The 17,989-nt window shown below is 58.2% G+C and carries 17 protein-coding genes; 7 read left to right on the top strand and 10 right to left on the bottom strand.

Features of this window, described 5'->3' with window-relative positions; genetic code table 11:
* Nucleotide 1: 1 nt before the first annotated feature.
* Both OK438_05665 and OK438_05660 read right to left on the bottom strand, forming a co-directional pair.
* Nucleotides 2-322 (bottom strand): hypothetical protein, encoded by a 321-nt coding sequence (locus OK438_05665; GenBank protein MDA4124919.1) that lies wholly within the window; start codon nt 320-322, stop codon nt 2-4.
* A gap of 30 nt (nt 323-352) precedes the next feature.
* On the bottom strand, nt 353-625 hold the full coding sequence (locus OK438_05660) for a hypothetical protein (GenBank protein MDA4124918.1): 273 nt from the start codon (nt 623-625) through the stop codon (nt 353-355).
* Between the two features lie 156 nt (nt 626-781).
* Here OK438_05660 and OK438_05655 point away from each other — a divergent pair, with 156 nt between their 5' ends.
* Both OK438_05655 and thsB read left to right on the top strand, forming a co-directional pair.
* Nucleotides 782-1,096, top strand: a complete 315-nt coding sequence (locus OK438_05655) for a 4a-hydroxytetrahydrobiopterin dehydratase (protein MDA4124917.1) — start codon at nt 782-784, stop codon at nt 1,094-1,096.
* A 55-nt stretch (nt 1,097-1,151) separates the two neighbouring features.
* Nucleotides 1,152-2,819, top strand: a complete 1,668-nt coding sequence (gene thsB, locus OK438_05650) for a thermosome subunit beta (protein MDA4124916.1) — start codon at nt 1,152-1,154, stop codon at nt 2,817-2,819.
* Between the two features lie 56 nt (nt 2,820-2,875).
* Here the strand turns inward: thsB and OK438_05645 are convergent, their stop codons facing one another.
* Nucleotides 2,876-3,517, bottom strand: coding sequence for a DUF998 domain-containing protein (locus tag OK438_05645; protein ID MDA4124915.1), 642 nt, complete (start codon nt 3,515-3,517; stop codon nt 2,876-2,878).
* Between the two features lie 123 nt (nt 3,518-3,640).
* Between OK438_05645 and OK438_05640 the strand changes: the two genes are divergently transcribed.
* Together OK438_05640 and OK438_05635 are read left to right on the top strand one after the other, a co-directional pair.
* Complete coding sequence (locus OK438_05640; GenBank protein MDA4124914.1) at nt 3,641-6,358, top strand: hypothetical protein; 2,718 nt, start codon at nt 3,641-3,643, stop codon at nt 6,356-6,358.
* Nucleotides 6,359-6,405: 47 nt separating this feature from the next.
* On the top strand, nt 6,406-6,993 hold the full coding sequence (locus tag OK438_05635; GenBank protein MDA4124913.1) for a TetR/AcrR family transcriptional regulator: 588 nt from the start codon (nt 6,406-6,408) through the stop codon (nt 6,991-6,993).
* On the opposite strand, the gene OK438_05630 is transcribed toward OK438_05635, so the two are convergent.
* The 5 genes from OK438_05630 to OK438_05610 form a co-directional block, all read right to left on the bottom strand.
* Nucleotides 6,990-7,409: a PPOX class F420-dependent oxidoreductase gene (locus OK438_05630; protein ID MDA4124912.1), complete on the bottom strand. Its 420-nt coding sequence runs from the start codon at nt 7,407-7,409 to the stop codon at nt 6,990-6,992. The two genes, OK438_05635 and OK438_05630, sit on opposite strands and share 4 nt — an antisense overlap.
* Complete coding sequence (locus OK438_05625; GenBank protein ID MDA4124911.1) at nt 7,406-9,067, bottom strand: hypothetical protein; 1,662 nt, start codon at nt 9,065-9,067, stop codon at nt 7,406-7,408. The genes OK438_05630 and OK438_05625 overlap by 4 nt, the downstream gene beginning before the upstream one ends.
* Nucleotides 9,068-9,097: 30 nt before the next feature.
* On the bottom strand, nt 9,098-10,573 hold the full coding sequence (locus tag OK438_05620) for an NAD(P)/FAD-dependent oxidoreductase (protein MDA4124910.1): 1,476 nt from the start codon (nt 10,571-10,573) through the stop codon (nt 9,098-9,100).
* Between the two features lie 148 nt (nt 10,574-10,721).
* Nucleotides 10,722-11,363, bottom strand: coding sequence for a Snf7 family protein (locus tag OK438_05615; GenBank protein MDA4124909.1), 642 nt, complete (start codon nt 11,361-11,363; stop codon nt 10,722-10,724).
* A gap of 119 nt (nt 11,364-11,482) precedes the next feature.
* The gene (locus OK438_05610) at nt 11,483-11,872 is read right to left on the bottom strand and encodes an MscL family protein (GenBank protein ID MDA4124908.1); all 390 of its coding nucleotides are present in this window, start codon (nt 11,870-11,872) and stop codon (nt 11,483-11,485) included.
* 122 nt (nt 11,873-11,994) lie between these two features.
* Between OK438_05610 and OK438_05605 the strand changes: the two genes are divergently transcribed.
* The 3 genes from OK438_05605 to OK438_05595 are packed head-to-tail and all read left to right on the top strand — an operon-like array spanning nt 11,995 to nt 15,253.
* The gene (locus OK438_05605; protein ID MDA4124907.1) at nt 11,995-12,882 is read left to right on the top strand and encodes a DMT family transporter; all 888 of its coding nucleotides are present in this window, start codon (nt 11,995-11,997) and stop codon (nt 12,880-12,882) included.
* Nucleotides 12,883-12,935: 53 nt separating this feature from the next.
* Nucleotides 12,936-14,183, top strand: coding sequence for a DegT/DnrJ/EryC1/StrS family aminotransferase (locus OK438_05600; GenBank protein ID MDA4124906.1), 1,248 nt, complete (start codon nt 12,936-12,938; stop codon nt 14,181-14,183).
* A gap of 59 nt (nt 14,184-14,242) precedes the next feature.
* Nucleotides 14,243-15,253, top strand: a complete 1,011-nt coding sequence (locus OK438_05595; GenBank protein MDA4124905.1) for a Gfo/Idh/MocA family oxidoreductase — start codon at nt 14,243-14,245, stop codon at nt 15,251-15,253.
* 13 nt (nt 15,254-15,266) lie between these two features.
* Here OK438_05595 and OK438_05590 read toward each other — a convergent pair whose 3' ends face one another.
* Entirely contained in the window at nt 15,267-16,013 is a 747-nt protein-coding gene (locus tag OK438_05590) for a sugar phosphate isomerase/epimerase (GenBank protein ID MDA4124904.1), read from the bottom strand.
* A 37-nt stretch (nt 16,014-16,050) separates the two neighbouring features.
* The gene (locus tag OK438_05585; protein ID MDA4124903.1) at nt 16,051-17,970 is read right to left on the bottom strand and encodes an ABC transporter substrate-binding protein; all 1,920 of its coding nucleotides are present in this window, start codon (nt 17,968-17,970) and stop codon (nt 16,051-16,053) included.
* Nucleotides 17,971-17,989 lie beyond the last annotated feature (19 nt).

The following is a 17,989-nucleotide window of genomic DNA, read 5'->3' as shown; positions in this document are numbered from 1 at the left end:
TTTAGACAGGCTCCGCTTCGGCCTCCTCACCTTCGTCTGAACCTTCGTCTGAAGCCGCCTCTTCTTCTAGAGGAATCTCTTCTTCCACTATCTTTTCCCCTTTTTCCCCAGCAAGGTCGTCGATTGGATACCAGTGCTTCTTTCCATCAAGGCTGGACATCTCGACCTCACAAAACCCCGCAAGCGTGAGGCCTGTCATCAATCCGGCCCTGTTTCCGTCGTTCAGGTTCACCTTATGGACGGAGACTGATTCGTCGCCGAACACCGCCTCCCGCTGCGTGTTTACGAACACTTTGATTCCCTTGGCCGGCTTTAGATCCATCTGCCCTTTTCAGAGGGCCTTTTGGGATACTTAAAGTGTGAATGACTGGATATCGCGCAGAATCTTTCGCGTCTCCTGCGCAAGATGTCCGAGGTTGGCTGGATCCCTTCGCTTGAGGGCATAGGAAGAAGCGAGAAGTGCTACGCCAGGGATGCCTGTGATCGGGTCGGGCGCAGCGATCAACGCTATTCCGACCTTTCTTGCTGTGCTGCTAAGTGATTTCGGTTTTGTGATTCTGTCAAGGTGGACTTGGACCTGTCCCATCTCGACCTTCTCAGAGACGTCCGTTTCCGCGTCGGCCAAGCGGGAAACCGATGCGATCGAAGAACGTATGAGCTTCTTTTGTGACTCTTGCAATATCCCTTAGGATATCCATGCAGTGCCGGCCCGTTAATGGACGTTGTCAAAAGACATTGCTCGTTGGCTAAACTAAATAGCAACCCGACGCGGGATTGCCCCATGCCACGCCTCCTGACGAAAAAAGAAATTGAAAAACGGATCGCCAACCTTGATGGCTGGAACTACCAAAAAGGATTCATCACGAAGAGCTTCGAGTTCGGTCGATTCCTGGAAGGAATAAGGTTCGTCGACCAAATTGCGACAGTCGCCGAGGAACAGGAACACCATCCAGACATACATGTAAGATACACGACGGTAAGGCTTTCATTGCAGACCCATTCGCAGGAGGGAGTCACCGTATGGGACGTTGAGCTCGCGGAGGCGATCGACAGATTGCCCGTGAGAGGGCTGGTCGGCGGGAAGAAGAGCAGATAGCTTTCGCGCCTGCAAAACATATATACACCACTCGGTTGTATACCCATCGAGTTAGATGTCTTCAACAGCCTATTCAGCGATGACCTCTTCGGGACAGCCTGTACTGATTTTGAAAGAAGGGTCGAGCCAGAACAGAGGAAGGGAGGCTCAGAAGAACAACATCAATGCCGCCAAATTGATTGCGGAAATCGTGAAGACCTCGCTTGGGCCTCGCGGCATGGACAAGATGCTCGTGGACTCTCTGGGCGACGTGACGATAACCAACGACGGAGCCACCATGCTGAAGGAGATTGATGTTCAGCACCCGGCTGCCAAGATGCTGGTTGAGGTTTCGAAGACGACTGACAACGAGGTAGGGGACGGCACCACGTCAGCTGTGGTCCTGGCGGGAGCGCTCCTCGAGAAGGCCGAGGAACTCCTGGACAAGGATGTGCATCCGACCGTGATCGTGGACGGCTACTCGAAGGCGGCGCGGAAGGCGACCGAGGCTCTGGAGGCGGTAGCGGAGAGGGTTAAGCCCGACGACAAGGAGTGGCTGGTCAAGGTCGCACGGACGAGCATGCAGACGAAGCTCGTATCCCGAGAGGCGCAGGAGCTGGCCAACCTGGTCGTCGATGCCACCATGGCGGTGGCCGAGAAGACAGAGAAGGGGTACAAGGTAGACATTGACAACGTGAAAGTAGAGAAGAAGCCTGGAGGGTCAATGAGAGACACCAAGCTCGTTCAGGGAATCATCCTCGACAAGGAAGTGGTCCACTCAGGGATGCCCAAGAGGGTCGAGAAGGCAAAGATTGCACTGGTGAGCGCGCCGTTCGAAATCGAAAAGACCGAGTTCGACGCTAAGATCAACATCAACGACCCGTCCATGATGAAGAAGTTCCTGGACGAGGAGACCAAGATGCTGAAGGGGATGGTGGACAAGGTCGCCCAGGTAGGCGCCACGGTTGTAGTGTGCCAGAAGGGGATTGATGACATCGCGCAACACTACATGGCGAAGGCAGGGATACTTGCGGTCAGGAGGGCCAAGGAGAGCGACATGACGAAGCTCGGGAAGGCAACGGGCGCAAGGGTGGTCAACAACTTCGAAGACCTGTCCGCAGGGGACCTAGGTTATGCTGCCCTGGTGGAGGAGAGGAAGATAGAGGAGGACAGATGGGTGTTCATCGAGGGGTGCAAGAACCCGAAGGCGGTCACTATCCTCCTCAGAGGAGGAACCCAGCGCATCGTCGACGAAGGGGAGAGGTCGCTGCACGACGCGCTAATGGTGACCAAGGACGTCATAGAGAAGCCGGCAGTGGTGGCGGGCGGCGGGGCTGCCGAGGCCGAGGCTGCCTACCAGGTGATGAAGTGGGCGGAGAAGCTCTCAGGGAGAGAGCAGCTCGCGGCTCAGAAGTTCGCCGAAGCCTTGGAGTCGATTCCGATCGCACTCGCCCTGAACGCGGGCATGGACCCCATAGACGCACAGGTCGAGTTCCGGGCGAAGCACGCCGAGGGCGGCACATGGTTCGGGGTTGAGGCGAGCGACGGGAAGGTCAAGGACATGTTCCAGCGCCAGGTCTTCGAGCCTCTGGCGGTGAAGGTCCAGATCATAAAGTCGGCCACCGAGGCAGCGTCAATGATCCTGAGGATCGACGACGTAATAGCCGCGGGCAAGTCGAAGGGCCCATCCGGACCCCCAGGCGGAGGAGGCATGGGCGGGGACGGCGGCGGCGACTTCGACTAAACTCGGACGATAGCACCTCCTTACCACGCGCAGAGACTGCCGTTAATCTGATGCCCTCAAGCAGACTTTGACAGATAGACCGAGTCGGCAAACCACCAGACAACGAGGACTGCGATGAAGAGTCGTTCGGCGAGTCCCGAGGCGCCTAGAGATAGGGCCGTGACAAGGGCGAAGAAACCTCCCGCTGTCAGCCAGGCGACCAAGGTCGCTAGGAATGGCCTGCGGCCCACTGCGTATGAAATCAGGACCATCCCAATCGGTCCAGCCGAGAAGACGACCTGCGAAATGACGCTATGCATGATTCCATGGAGCGTTGCGGGTGTGCCTTCAAGGTCCGTGGGGAAAGCCCCCACGGTGAAAAGGGCGATTCCCGCAAGGAAGAGAAGAGCAGACCCGACCTTGGAGGATCTGGCCTTCGCTGAGAGGTAATTGAGAACCCCAAGGGTCGCCAGCCCTATCCCTCCGATGTAGAACCCCAGCTGCATCTCCCATGCGAACGAGCCGACGGCGTAGTCGCTGACAGCCTGGGTCAGCGGATTGTAGCCGGTTGGCTCGAAGTGAAGAACAAATATTACCAGAGCAAAGAAGCCGATGCCACCTGCTGCGATGAACGCGAGAGCCTTGTTACGCAGGGCCTTGTTCGGAGGCTCGTCAACCTCGAGGTATGCGTTTGGGAACGCTTCGACGGGTCGTTTCACTTCAGTTTCATGGCGTCGGGATGAAGGGTATATCCCTTGCTAAGGCATGAACCTCGCAGAAGCTGGTCTTGGCTACGTCAGACTTAAAACGGGAACCCGCCACAAACTCGTTTCGGGGTCGACGTGGAAGAATCAAAGGCACTGGACATCCCTTTCTTCAAGGACCTCATCCCCGGGGGGGTCGAATACGGCACCGTCTTCCTGGTCGAATTCGAACCCCAGTCCTGTTGGTACGACGTCGCCTATACCATGGCCGCCCAGGCCCTGCGCAAAGGGCTGAAGACTGACCTGCACATCTTCCAACACAACCCGAAGGCGGTGAGGGACGCCGTGAAGGGCATGGGGCTGGATGTGAAGGAGCTCGAAGGGCAAGACCTTCTGCGGTTCATCGACAGCTACTCGGTCCAGATAGGGGTTAATCCGGCCGACCTGCCCAAGGGGGCTGACGCGTTCAAGACTTCGTCGGTCAAGCTCGAGGATTGGGCCAAGGCTGCAGCACAGCAGATGTCGGAGGTGATTCCCGAATCCGAGCGGAACCGGCTTCACATCGACGACAACACGGCCGTCCTTTCGCGCTACAACAAGGAAGACGACGTGATTGACTACTGGAGGACGAAGATCATCCCGTTGTACAAGACGAGGGAGGGGGTGCTGATGAACGCAGTGGCTCTGGGAGTGGCTTCGGATTGGTTCTACAAACAGCACGAGTCCCTCGTCGACGGCATAATCGACTGCCGGAGCGTGGAAGCGAACGGGGTGGTGGAGCATCAGATCAGGGTGAGGGCGTTCAGGGGAAAGGCCCCCGATTCGAGGTGGCGGCGGATCAGGATTGTGAACGGTCAGGCGGTGCTCGAGATGGGAAAGGAGCAGCCCGACCAGTCCGGACAAGGGAGTACAGTCCGACAGGAGGAGGGAGAGAGGAGGCTGGCCGCAATAATGTTCACAGACATGGTGGGGTTCACCGGAATGGCCCAAAGTAACGAAACCCTTGCCATGGAGTTGCTGGAGGAGCAGAGGGTGTTCATGCGGCCATTCTTCGCGAGGTTCAGAGGCAGGGAAGTGAAGACCATAGGAGACGCTTTCCTGGTAGAGTTCAGCAGTGCTTCGGAAGCGGTCAGTTGCGCCGTGGGCATCCAGACCGCGCTGAAGGAAGAGAACCTACAGCGACCGGCAGAGAGGAAGATCGCAGTCAGGATTGGGGTCCACCTAGGGGACGTGATTCATTCAGGATCGGACGTCGCAGGGGACGCGGTCAACGTGGCATCGAGGATTGAACCCCTTGCGCTCCCAGGGGGCGTCTGCGTGACAGGTCAGGTGTATGAAAGCGTGGTGAACAAGGTCGGTTGCGAGTTCGAGGCGATGGCGTCGCCGCAGCTCAAGAACGTCACCTCCGCGGTCGTCGTCTACAAGGTTGTCGGCCTTGGGGAGGCGAGGGTGAAGAAGCCTGACCAGGAAATCGGGTCCACAAGATATAGGGTCGCAGTCTTGCCGTTGAGCAATATCAGCCAAGAGAGAGAAGACGATTATTTCGCGGATGGGATGACTGAAGAGCTGATTTCTTCCGTGTCGAAGGCTGAAGGCTTGAGGGTCATCGCAAGGACCTCGGTCATGAGGTACAAGGGGACCAGCAAGCCAATCTCAGAAATAGGCAGAGAGCTCGGCGTCGGAAGCGTCCTCGAGGGGAGTGTAAGGAAGGCGGGGGACAAGGTCAGGGTCACGGTCCAGCTCATCGACACATCTACCGAGGAACCGAAATGGTCTCAGGAATACGACAGAGACCTCAGTGACATATTCGCAATCCAGAGCGATATTGCCCAAAGGGTCGCCGGGGCGCTAAGGGAGAAGATGCTCGGGGGCATCACAATCCCGGAGGCAAGGGCGAGCACCAGCCCAGAGGCCTACGTCAGCTACCTCAGGGGGAGGCAGGCCTGGAACACCAGGAACGAAGAGGGGCTGAAGAAGGCAGTCGGGTTCTTCGAGGGGGCGCTCAGAATCGATCCGAACTACGCCAAGGCCTACACCGGACTCGCGGATAGCTACGCCACCCTTGCGCTTTTGGAGTTCGTTGCGCCCAAGAGCGCCTACCCATTGGCCAAAGAGGCTGTGGGAAAGGCCCTCACCCTCGACAGTCGCCTGGCCGAGGCCCACGCCTCGCTGGGGCTCATCAGATACCAGTACGATTGGGATTGGGGAGGGTCCGAAGAGGAGTTCAAGGAGGCGATCGCGATCAACCCAGGCTACGCTCCGGCCCATCAGTACTTCGCTGATTACCTCAAGGCGATGGGCCGCTTCGGCGAGGCCCTCGCCGAGATCCGCAAGGCCCAGGAGTTGGACCCGCTCTCCCTTGCGATCAGCGCGGGAGTCGGCCACGTGCTGTATCTTTCACGCAGGAACGACGAGGCGATAGAACAGTACCGGAAAGCAGTCGAACTGGAGCCGAATTTCATGCAGACACACGTCTGGTTCGGGAGGCCATACCTCGAGAAAGAAATGTATGCCGAGGCGTTGGCAGAATTGGAGACCGGCGTCCGCCTCTCGGGGGAGGGGACCCTGGCTTTGGCGATGCTGGGACACGGCCTCGCTTCGGCGGGCAGGAAGGAGGAGGCGGCTGCGATTCTGGAGCGGCTCAAGAAACGTTCTGAGCACCAGTACGTCCCGTCCTACTGGGTTGCGGTCGTATACAACGGGATGAAGGAAAGGGACCAAGTGATAGTATGGCTGCGGAAGGCCTTCGAGGAAAGGTCGAGCTGGCTTGTCTGGGCCAACGTCGAACCGCGATTCCAGTGGCTCAGGGACGACCCGGAGTTTAGGTCGATCATGAACGCGATGAAATTCCCCTGAGATTCTCTTCAAGCGTTATATACGAACAGGCGGTATTCTTTCACGGATTGCAGGCCCAAAGGGCGACTGCAGACAAGATCCTCGACGCCTCCTCAAAACTTTTCGCGGAGAAAGGATTCTCCAACGTTTCCGTCAGGGACATCTGCAAGGCGTCGGGAACGACAGCCCCCGTGATCTACTACCACTTTGGGAACAAGAAGGGGCTCTTCGACGCGGTTGCGAGAAAGCAGATCTCGATGGAAGCCTTCATCAGAAGGCTTGAATCCGTCTCTAGGAGCGAAGACCCGAAGAGAGGACTCGCCGCGTTCATAAAGACCTACCTATCCTCCTTCCCAGAGCACGCCTTCGATACCGGTTTGTACCTCCGGGACTCGGCGATGCTGGACAAGCAAAGCGCCCGGATGGCGAGCGATGACCTCGACCGGGTCAGGAAGATGGTCTTCACACTGGTCGAAAGGGCGATGGACAAGGGATACTTCCGGAAGACTGATGCCGGAATGGCTGCCGACTGTCTCCTAGGGATGCTCAACAGGGTCATCTTTCAGCATATCCACTTCTCGCGGATATCCGACCGGGACTCCTACATGCGGTTCGTCACCGAGTTCTTCTTCAGGGCTATGCAGAAAGAGTCCTAGAGGTCAGCGACGACCCGCTGGGGGACTACCTCGATGGAGATTCGGTCCATCTTCCAGTATCGTTCCCGTGCCGCCTTCCGACCTGCTTCCTCGCCAGTGTACCTGATAGCCAGGGCCTCGATGTCCTTCATGGGGTCTCGCTCCTTTGCTATCCTCCCCTTTCCGAAGATCATCACGTAGGGGTAACCGTCGTCCACGAGGAGACACACACGGTCGTCGCGCCTGATGTTCCAGTACTTCACCCTGTCAGTTGTCGTGTTGACGATCAGCTTGTTCCCCTCGTACATGTACCAGATCGGGGTGACGTGCGGGGAGCCGTCCTTCATGACGGTAGCGAGCTTGCCGAAGTGAAGCCCTTCGAGGAAGGCTACCACCCTGCCGTCCAGTTGAATGCGTTTCTCCCCCCGCGGGCTCACTTGAGCTTGGCTGCGTAGTCCACGAGCATCTTCGTGTAGATGCTCCTCGGCGGGAAGCCGATGCTGCAAAGATAGGTGGAGAACTTCACCTTCTTCTTCGGGTCCTTGATCTTCTTCTCGATGGCCCTGATCTCCTGGCCGACTACCGCGTAGCTCGTGGCGTACCCGGGGAAGAGTCCCTCGTGCGCCGGGACCAGCTGGAAGTAGACGCTGCTCCTCGGAACCCCTGTATATTCGTGGGCCCAGTCGACGAAATCCAGAAGGTCCTTCTTGCCGGTGTTGAGCCAGACGTCTCCCACGACCCTGAGGAACCTCACTATGCGCCACCTCCTCGTCATGAACTCGACTTCGAGGTTGACCTGCTTGAGGCCACCGTACTTCTCAAGAAGCTCAACGTAGCCCTTCTCCGCCCTTGTCAGCCTCTTCTTCGTCTCCAGGGCCTTCGAGGCCTCGAAGAATTCCAGCTCCCTGTTGAAGGAAAGCCCTTCAGTAATGGGCGCGCTTGTTGGAGCTACCGCAAGAAGCTGCAGTGTAGGGAGCTTGCCGACGAACCCCACGGCACTGTTTGAGTGATGGACGCAGTGACCGTATTCCTCATGGACCAAGAGGTCGATGAGGGCAGCGACCGACTTGTCTGGGTCTCGCTTGGGGTCGGTGGTCTGGAAGAAGTACTGGAAGGGCTTCTTCGTGTAGGTGTCGAAGAACTGGGCGGCTCCCGTGGGGATGACCCCGGTCAGGTAAGGAGGAGTCTCGATCACCGTCGTCTTGTACTTTGGATTGATTCCATGGACGTCTTCGTTGACGAATTCTTGGATGACCCTGCGCATATCGAGCGTCACTTTCAGTAGCCTAGCTGGGTCGAGCTTCATCCTGGAGTTGATCTTAGCTTCGACCTCCTCCGGGGTCGCCTCGCAGCCGAACTGCTTCGCGAGTCTCTCCGTTACTTTCCTGAAGCGGGGGAGCTCCTCGTCGATCCAGGCGATCGCGTTCTTCTCAAGCCGGTCGGGGGACTCACTGTAGTCGTATCCTTTCCTCAGGACAGTCGGGTAGAACTTCTTCCTCCCCAGATCAAAGGGCTGCTTCCGGAATATCTTTTCGACGTTGGGGAACTCCCCCTTCCCCCACCCTTCGAGTTCGAACAGCTTCACGTAGTCGGATATGCTCTTCTTGAGCGCGTCGCAGGATGCCTTCACTTCGGAGTTCTTCGTTTCCTTCTTGACGGTGTCGAGTATCTCCAGGGCACCGTCGAGCCTGTAGAGTGTCAGGGCCTTTACGGCCGCCGGGATGCTCTTCCTTGAGTAACGCTTGGCGCATGCTTCGACGTCCTTCAGGGCGTAGTCGAGGAGGGAGGACATGTGGTCGTCCCTGACGCCCTCTTTCACCAAGTGTGCAAATATGGTCCCGACGATGTCGTCGAGGACGGGCTGGGGCTCGTCGAAGAGAAGGTTGACCTTCATCGAGTCCAGGAGCTTCTTCTGAAGCTCTGTCTTGGCCTTCCTCCTGAGGGCCCGGACCTTGCGCAGGGCGGCGCTAACGTTCTTCTCCGAAGCGATGAAGAGTTTGCCTGCGTACTCGTTGAACCCCATGAGGTAGGCGCCTGAAGGGCTGACCTCCTTCACGAAGCCCATTATCCGAGCGTCGAGAGGGTCTGAGGCCATGACCCGTCGGGCGGCCAGCTGCGGCTATTTCTAGTTCGCGATGTCCAGGGGCTTGAACTTCTCTACGGTCTCCGCCAGCTCCTTCCCTAGGCGCTTCTTCCAGGCCTCGAAGCCGGCGGGAGAGTCGGGGTAGGCCAGGTTGATCTCCACCAGTGCTGCGCTCTTGGTGACGGTGTAGCGAAGTCCCCTGGCGAGGGAGAGCTGGGCCAGTATCCGCACCCACATCCCCGGGTTCATGAACCTGGCCCTGTTGAATTCAGGGTGCTTGCGCTCCGTAATCGCTGCGACATCCTCCTCCGAAAGGAAATGCTTCATGCCGTAGTTGATCTCATCGTTGGTGACTGTCTGGAGGTACCTCCTGAGGACCTCGAAGCTGGCCATGGGGTAGCCGTGGGTGTTCATGTATTCCACGTTGTACTTCCAGAGGGAGGCTTCGCTGACGTCTCCGCCTTCCACGGCGTCGGCTATGACCTTGCCCAGTATCGTTCCGCTGTAGATTGCTGGGCTGATTCCCCCGGCGTCTATGGGCCTGGGCATCCATGCGGCGTCCCCCACGACCGCGAAGCCGTTTGCCACCATGCAGTCGTTGTGCCGCCTGACCGGGACCTGCCAGTTGCCTTTGGTGTTCCCCGAATCGCTGTCTGCCTTGGGCTGCCTAGGGTTCTTGATGACAGGGTTGTCGGCCACATACTTGTCGATGAGGGTCTGCAGGTTGTCGTTTAGGTGGAAGCGCCTGTTCCGCCGGTCGAGCCCCGACTTCGAGACGCCAAGGCCGATGTTGACCTTGTTCTTCCCCTTGGGGAAAACCCAGGCATAGCCCGCGGGGGCGATGAACTGGTCCAGGTGTATGATGCAGTATTCGGGGGCGAAGAAGGCCTTGTCCTCCATCGCCGGGTCGAACTCGAGGATGTATCGCCCGGTGCCCACGACGTCGTCCGGGTCAATCTCCTTCTCTATCATTGAAGGAATGGGCAGGAAGCGCCTCAGGACGGACGATGACCCGGTGGCGTCGATTACGACTTTTGCCGTGAGGCTGAAGGTCGACCCGTCTGCCTTTCGTCCCGAAACGCCGGTGATGTACCCGTCATCGGAGAGGAGCTTCTCGGCTGTCGCTCCGAACATGAACTCGGTCCCGAACTTCTTTGCGTCGGCCACCTGACGTCTTGGGGCAAGCTTCCGGTTGAAGAGATATCCCTCGCCTTCGAATAGGACCTTGGACCTCCTGTCCGGAGAGTAGACGTAGACGCCGCTTACGGGGTGCTCCAATTCTGGGGAGCCGTACCTTATTCCGATGTGCTCTGCCAGGTAGTCCAGGGAGCGCTTGCTTGTCGCGTCTCCGCAGGTCCATCCGTTGTTGGTCTTCTTGCCCGGCTCTTCTTCCTTGTTCCTGTCAACTATCAGTACCCGTGCCTTTCCCTTCGAGTTGTAGCCTATCGACGCTGCGGTGATGAGACCCGCCATGCCGCCACCTGCTATGATGACATCATAATCCCGCTTGGGAAGCATCGGTCAGAGACGGGGCCAGCACGCATTAGTTAAAGTTAGACGCGGGCCTGGTCAGAAAGCGCCTTGGGGGGACGGACGCAGACGGTCGCCTGGGAGGAAGAAAACAGAAAGAGGGCCGCCCGGCCTGGGGCCGAACAGCCTGGGTTGTCTATTCGCTTGTGAAGATGGACTCGCCCGTGGAGGTTGGTACCTCTGGGAGCGACTCGCTCATCCTCTTCTCGGCAATGGCCGCTGCTTCAGAGAGGATCTTGTTCGCCTCTTCGCTGTTCTCGGCCTGGTAGAAGGTCGTGCCAGTTATCTGGCCGACGTCCACCATGATCGAGTTGAGCTGTGCGCCGATCTCTCCGAGAGCACCCTGCGCGTCAGGCATCGCCTCGCCAAGAGTAGCGCGGACGTTCTTGATCACCCCGATGGCCGGGGCAATCGTAGCCGCGAAGTCTCCGATGTCGGTGACAGTCTGCAGCCTGGTAGTGATCTGCTCTAGGGCGATCTTGGACTGCGTGACTATCTTCTGCATCTTCCGGACTTCGGCGAGCTCGTTGGAGTACGCCTTGCTGGATTCTTGGTCGTGAGCCTGTACGGCGGTCACTGTCTTCTTGAAGATGGAGCTTTCGCGCTGCTTCAGCCTGTTGTTGGCCTGGTCCAGTCGGCTGATCTCACCAGTTAGCTGCTGAGTCGCCTTCTGGATCTGGGGCTTCATAGGCTTGGGACCGCGTACGGTGTCGCGGGTCCGCTTCCCGAAGCTCTCCTTCTCCTGAGCCTTCCATCCCTTCTCGAACTTGCTGCTCAACGTGATATCCAGCATGATATTGATAGAGGGGAATATCCCTGACCGTGGCAAGAACCTTTGACATTATGCTTAACAGATTACACTATCAAATCGGGAAAACAAGTTGGAGAGAGCTCCAACTAGTCGAGCTTGTACCGCTTCGCCAGCTTCACGATGAGGAAGATGACAAGGGCGACGATTATGAAGGTGATTACGGCAATCAGGAAGTCGCCTATGGCGAAGGTTTGACCTGCGAATGACTCAGTCAGTTTGCTGAGGTCGCCCACGCTGCTCAGCGGGATGCCGATGATTGGGAGAATCAGGTCTTTGACCAGGGCCTGTACCAGCGCGCCAAGGTAGACACCGAGTATGAACGCAACCGCGAGGCCGAGGACCTTGTAGTTGGTGAGGAAGGCCTTGAATTCTTGGGACATTCCCTTGGGAGCAGGGGGTGCCGGAGGCTTGGGAGCCGGCGTAAGGAGCTCTCTTATCTTTCGAAGTTCCGCAAGCATTTCTTCGCTTGAGGACATGGCGGACGAACCTGAGACTTGTGTTTTAAGATTATCCCGTCGAATCCCTCGCGAGCGCAGAGCTCTTCACGGTCGTAGGCTTAATCCACCCAATTTGCATGGCCAGAGGAGAACCGTTTCGTTTGAAGGAAACCTATTCCCGGGAAGTCAGGCGCGGATACCTCTACGCGTTCCTTGCGGCGGTCTGCGGCGGCGTTATCCCGACATCGAGTAAGCTGTTGTTGGCCGTTGCCAGTCCTGCTGCGATCGCCTCATGGGGATTCCTGCTTTCGGGACTGGTGCTGGTGCCTTACCGACCGAAGGCTCTTCCAGGGAGGAAGAGCCTGCCCTACGTCGTATTGTTCGGGGTGCTGGGGGGCGCCCTTGGACCCGTCCTCTATCAGTACGGCCTGAGTTCTTCGACCGCGGTCAACGCGTCGCTACTATCCAATGGAGAGGTCCTGTTCACGGCGCTGATAGCGTTCGGGCTCTTTGGAGAGAGGCTGTCAAGGAAGCAGCTCGGCTTCGGGATGTTCATAGTCGCAGGTATTGTGGCCGTGTCGACGAACCTTGAGCTCTCGGGCATCCAGTTCTTCCAGGGCCTCCTGGGGAACCTCCTGATCCTCGCTTCGACGCTGGCCTGGTCTGCGGAGAACAACCTCATAGTTAGCGCGACCCAGAGGTTCGGCCCCGGGCTGATCACGAAGTTCAGGAACATGATCGGAGGTGCCCTTGTGTTGTTGGTCGCTGCTTCGCTGGGAGTCCAGGTCGGCGTCCCATCGAGCGGTTGGGTCCCTCTTGCGGCTTTGGCTTTCGCCCTGGCAGGGACCTCCTTCCTCGCCATCGCTGCCCTCGGGAAGATTGGTGCAGTGAGGACCATCCTCGTGTTCTCGACAACTTCGGTCTTCGGAGCAGTATTCGCCCTGGTGTTTCTAGGAGAGCAGATTACCCCTGTGCAGCTTTCCGGGGGGGCGGTCATCCTGATTGGGGTGTATCTGTTCCAGAGGAACGAGCGGAAACCGGTGGCCTAGTCCCAGCCGAATTGGAAAGGTTAAGGTAGCCAGTGAAATCCAGCCGAACTCCGTTGCCCAGCCCAAGGAGCAAGCTCGCCCTGTATGGCGGTACGCCCATGAGGAGGGAGCCGCTGCCGGTGATGCATCCCGGAGGGTCGGCCATAGGAGATGAGGAGATGAGAGCGGTCGAGTCGGTTCTTAGGAGCCAATCGCTCTACCGGTTCTACGGGCCCCAGTTCAAGGACGTCACGGGGGCATTCGAATCTGCCCTCGCCAAGTATGTGGCAAGGGAATACGCCCTGGGCCTGACTTCGGGGACGGCGGCTTTGCATACCGCGATGGTCGGCCTCGAGGTCGGCAGGGGAGACGAGGTGATAATCCCAACCTACGCGTGGGTCGCGTGTCCGGACGCTGTGGTGGCAGCAGGCGGGACCCCTGTTCTGGCTGACGTGAACGACACCCTGACCATCGACCCCGCCGACGTTGAGCGCCGTATAACCAAGAGGACCAAGGCGATAATGGCAGTGCATACCAGGGGCGTGCCGTGCGACCTTTCCACCCTCATGAGGATCGCAAAGCGGAACTCCCTGTTCCTGATAGAAGACGTCGCCCAGGCGGCCGGGGGGTCGTACAAAGAGAGGAGGCTGGGGAGCTACGGGGACGTAGGCACGTTCAGCTTCCAGCTGAACAAGATGATTACGGCGGGCGAGGGGGGAGCCCTCGTGACCGACGATAGGAGGACGTACGAGAGGTGCGTGATGTTCCATGACATCGGGACGCCCTATAGACAGTTCTCGGGCCAGGGGTTTGGATTCGAGATCGAGCCGTTCCCAGGCGTGAACTACAGAATGAACGAGGTCACGGCTGCGATCCTAGGGGAGCAGCTCAGGAAGATCGACGGCGTCGTAAAGCGCGTCAGGGTGAGAAACGCGAGAATCAGAAGAGGGATTGCGGGGTTGAAGGGGATCCGGTTCAGAAGGTCGAACGACCCGGACGGTGAAGCTGGAATCTCTCTCGTATTCTTCGTCAGAGACAAATCCAAGGCCAGGCTCTTCAAGGACGCGCTCGTAGCCGAGAACATCAGGACCACCAGCGGCGGCTACCCGACTGTGGTGTACGACCCCCGGGTCGTAGACGGGCACACCTTCATGCACTGGGGGCACATCATCAAGAACATGAAGAAGATGATAGTGGAGCACGAGAAGTCCCTCGACCTTATGTCCAGAGCGGTGCACCTTGACGTAAGCCCTCTCCTATCCGACTCAGATGTTGATGACGTCATCGCAGCGGTGAAGAAGGTCGCAGCTGCGGTGCTCTAGTCCTCCCGGCGATTCAGGTTCTGGAACTTAAAAGGCCGAATCGGGTGGGACTGGATTCAATGGGGGAAGAAGTCGGTCTGGGCCTCATCGGGGCCGGAGCCATCGGGCGTGTCCACGCTGGTAATATCACCAAGAACATCAAGGACGTGAGACTCGCCGGCGTCGCGGACATCGACCGTCAGGCAGCGGAGAAGGTGGCGGGAGGGGCCAAGGTGTATTCTGACTACCACGACCTGATCAAAGACCCAGATGTCGACGCTGTCATCGTTTGCACGCCCCCATTCCTGAAGCTCGACATTACGAAGGCGGCAGCCGAGGCAAGGAAACACGTTTTCTGCGAGAAGCCGATCTCGGTGACCCTCGAAGAGGCAGAAAGGATGGCGTCGTTGGTCGATGGAGCAGGGATCAAGTTCCAGGTTGGCTACCAGAGGCGCTTTGACAATTCGTATCTCAGGGCGAAGAAGTCAGTCGAAAGCGGCGAACTGGGTAGAGTGTTGCTGATCAAGGAGCACAACCGTGACCCCCCGGGTCCAATCCTGGGTTGGTCGACCAACCCCGCCAAGAGCGGCGGGATCTTCCTGGACACTGTCAGCCATGACTTCGATGCGGTCCGGTGGCTCTCACAGAGCGAGGTCGTCAGGGTCTACGCCGAAGGCGAGGCGCTGGTCTACGATGACCTGAAGAAGAACGGGGACTTCGACACCACGACCGTGGTGATGAGGCTTGCGAACGGGGCACTTGCCTACGTCGATGCATGCTACAACACTGTCTACGGATTCGACGCAAGGCTCGAAATCCTCGGGACCAAGGCCGCTGTGTCGGTCGACTTGGGTGAGAACACCTTTGCCCACGTCTACACGAGCGGGGGCACGAGCAACGAGTTCTTCGACAGCTACGCTACAAGGTGGGCCCAAGCCTACAGGGACGAGATGGCGGACTTCGCCGACCGGGTGAGGATGGGAGGGGACGTCAGGGTGGGCATAAGGGAAGGGAAGGAGGCGTTGAAGATTGGGCTGGCGGCAAGGGCATCAATCCAGCAGGGGAGACCAGTTGCCGTGCCTCAGGGCTAGAGACAGTCCTGCCTTACATAAGGCCGCTTAGGAACTCGAAGTTCTTCATGACGGACTCTTCCACGGTTATCTTGTGGGCGAAGTCGACCTCGAGCATGAGCCAACCTCCGTACTTGACCTCCTTGAGGGTGTCCATCACGGCGCGGAAGTCTACGACCCCTTCCCCCAGGTCCACGAAGTCGTGGTCGTAGTCTATCTTTTCCGGAGGGACCATCGCCCTCAGGTCTTTCAGGTGTATGAGGGCCATCCTGTCCTTGTACTTCCGGATGAACCTCGGGAGGTCCATGTTCAGCGCCTTCTGATGCGCCGAATCGAAGCAGACGTCCACGGTCGCCGGCCTGCACCGCTCGATCAGGTCGTCGAGCTGTGCATCTGATTCGACGTTGCTCCTCACGTGCGGGTGAAGAGCGACCTTGAGTCCTCTCTTCCCGAACTCCCTGAGGTGCATCTGGGTGACCGCGGCTGCCCCGGCGGCGTCTTTCTCGAAAAGGCAGAGCCACCCCGACTCGGCGCCCATCCTTGCCGCGGCCTCGGCCTGATAGGGGGTGTTCTCGTTTATCGCCATCGACGGGACGGCAAGACCGGCTTCGGTTGCGAGCTCTCTGACGAGTTCGGGCTTCTTCATCATCTCTTCCGGAAGGAGGTTGTACTCTATTCCGACCCCGGTGTACCCCGCGTCCTTGATGGAGCGGCAGACACTCCGGAATGTGGGAACGTCCTTGATCTGACCCCAGGCTATGGCACTACATGATAGTTTCATTTGTGGAGAACCTGCTGACTGTCCGGACCAATCGAGCCTAGCTGTTGAACGTCACTGTGTTGAAGACCGCGGTGGAAGACTGGCCGCTGAACACTGGGTCCACATAGAAGCCGCTGACCACGCTCTTCTGCCAGGCAAGGGAGCCTGCACCGAAGAAGGGCTTGATCGTCCCCAGCCAGATGTACGGCGCGTCGGTGTATACCTGGCTGTAGGCCGCCGTACAGAGGTTAACGAGCTGTGTCGCATCCGATATGGTGGTGAATCCGTTCACGCATTTCTGGACGGTCGGGTTCGTGTAGATGGCCCAGTTGTTCGACGAAGTCTGATTGTTGACGAACAGGAGCCAACTGTCTGCGGGCGTGTCAGCTGCCGGTGCGAAGGTTCCAGTTCCGAACCAGGTCAATTGGGAGATTGACTGGGAGACGTTAAGAGCCGAAGAGTAGGATTCCGTGCCCCCCGTAAGCGGGTAGGCGTAGGACGTGGACGGGGTCACGATGATGTTGACCTTGAAGCCCAACTGCTGCAGGTCGCTCTGTACGATCTGGGCGGCTGTGTTGCAGTAGTCACAGCCCTGGACTACCCTGAATTCCATGGCAGGAAGGTTGTGCGGGTCGATGCCTGCGTTTGTGAGTATGGTCTGCGCTGCCGCCAGGTTGTACTGGTACGGAGAAGCGCCTCCAAGGCCGTAGAACTGGCTGAATACCGGGTATTCGGGACCAATCATGGGGCTAAGCCCTCCGAAGAAGACCTTCTGCGAGATGTCAGTGTAGTTAATCGCCCTCACAATCGCCTGTCTGACCGCGGTGATGTTCGTTGGCGACCTGTGGGTGTTCATTGCGATTCCGACGAACACGGCCGAGTGGTCTGGGAACAGGAAGTTCCCGTAGGTGCTCGGGTTGCTGGTTATCTGACCGTAGTCTTGGCTCAGGATGCCTGCGATCTGGGCCTTGCCAGTGGAGAGGTCCGTGAACCTCGAAACGTCGTCGAAGTTGGCGTTTACAACTACTGTCTTTGCGTGCCCGGGGTCGAGGTACGGGTCGGCGGCGATCTGTGCGGCTGTCAGGCTATTGCCCCAGTAGTTGGAGTTCTGCTGGAACTTTACGAATGCATTCTCTTGGACCTGGGTTACGGTGTATGGCCCTGTCCCCGGAATTGGGTGTTGGTTGAAGTAGGTGTTGTATTGCGCCGGAGTGCCCCAACCGCCGTGGTCCAGTAGCCACTGTGTGTCGAAGATTAGGCCGATGTAGACTATGAGAGTTCCGGGGAAGAAGTTGAAGGGCGCGGCCAGGTGGAACACTATTGTGCTCGAGTTCGTCACATAGATCGGCCAATTAGTGTTCTGCATCATCGTGATGACCGAGGAGGATGGGTTGATCAGGCCGGTCTGGTTGATCATTTGAATCGTCGCCGGACCGAAGTGCACGTTTGAGAAGTCGAAGACGTTGTACGACTCGAGGAACGAAGAGCTGTTACCGGAGAGGTAGTAGAATCCGTACATCTCGGCCCAAACCTGGTAGGCATTCACCGGGTTGCCGTCCGAGAAGGTGACGCCGGGCCTCAGGTGGAAGGTGTAGGTCCTTCCGTCCGACGACTGAGTCCAGACGTCGGCAAGGGCCGGCTTGTAGTTCAGCGCCCCCTGGTTGTAAAGCGCGTTCGGGTCGACCGTAATCATCGGCTGGTAGACTGTGTACGTCAGCCAGTTCGGGTACGGAATCTCGCCTAGGGCGTTGAGCTGGTTGAGGTCCCCTGCGGGCCAGAATACGTCGTCAATGGTCAGGGTGTCCCTCGTTATGCCACTCGTAGTGGTAGTCGTGGTCGTCGGGGTCGTCGTCTTGCTCCCCGTCCCGAAGTACCCCAGGAAGTATGCGGCACCCCCCGAAAGTAAGATGAGGATTACTACGACGCCGACCAATACTGTGCGACCGACAGCAGCTCTGGAACTAGTAGAAAATTGCAATCTGCTTACACAAATCCTT

It is taken from the genome of Nitrososphaerota archaeon, from assembly GCA_027887005.1.
Classification (GTDB): Archaea; Thermoproteota; Nitrososphaeria; order Nitrososphaerales; family Gagatemarchaeaceae; genus UBA183.
Note: the sequence above shows the minus strand (reverse complement) of the source record. Positions and strands in the feature narration are given on the sequence as shown.

Bases quoted from the DNA above. Each gene is read 5' to 3' on its own strand.
- OK438_05590 (MDA4124904.1), bottom strand. From the start codon at position 16,013: ATGAAACTATCATGTAGTGCCATAGCCTGGGGTCAGATCAAGGACGTT.
- OK438_05610 (MDA4124908.1), bottom strand. From the start codon at position 11,872: ATGTCCTCAAGCGAAGAAATGCTTGCGGAACTTCGAAAGATAAGAGAG.
- OK438_05625 (MDA4124911.1), bottom strand. From the start codon at position 9,067: ATGGCCTCAGACCCTCTCGACGCTCGGATAATGGGCTTCGTGAAGGAG.
- OK438_05620 (MDA4124910.1), bottom strand. From the start codon at position 10,573: ATGCTTCCCAAGCGGGATTATGATGTCATCATAGCAGGTGGCGGCATG.
- OK438_05665 (MDA4124919.1), bottom strand. From the start codon at position 322: ATGGATCTAAAGCCGGCCAAGGGAATCAAAGTGTTCGTAAACACGCAG.
- OK438_05655 (MDA4124917.1), top strand. From the start codon at position 782: ATGCCACGCCTCCTGACGAAAAAAGAAATTGAAAAACGGATCGCCAAC.
- thsB (MDA4124916.1), top strand. From the start codon at position 1,152: ATGTCTTCAACAGCCTATTCAGCGATGACCTCTTCGGGACAGCCTGTA.
- OK438_05595 (MDA4124905.1), top strand. From the start codon at position 14,243: ATGGGGGAAGAAGTCGGTCTGGGCCTCATCGGGGCCGGAGCCATCGGG.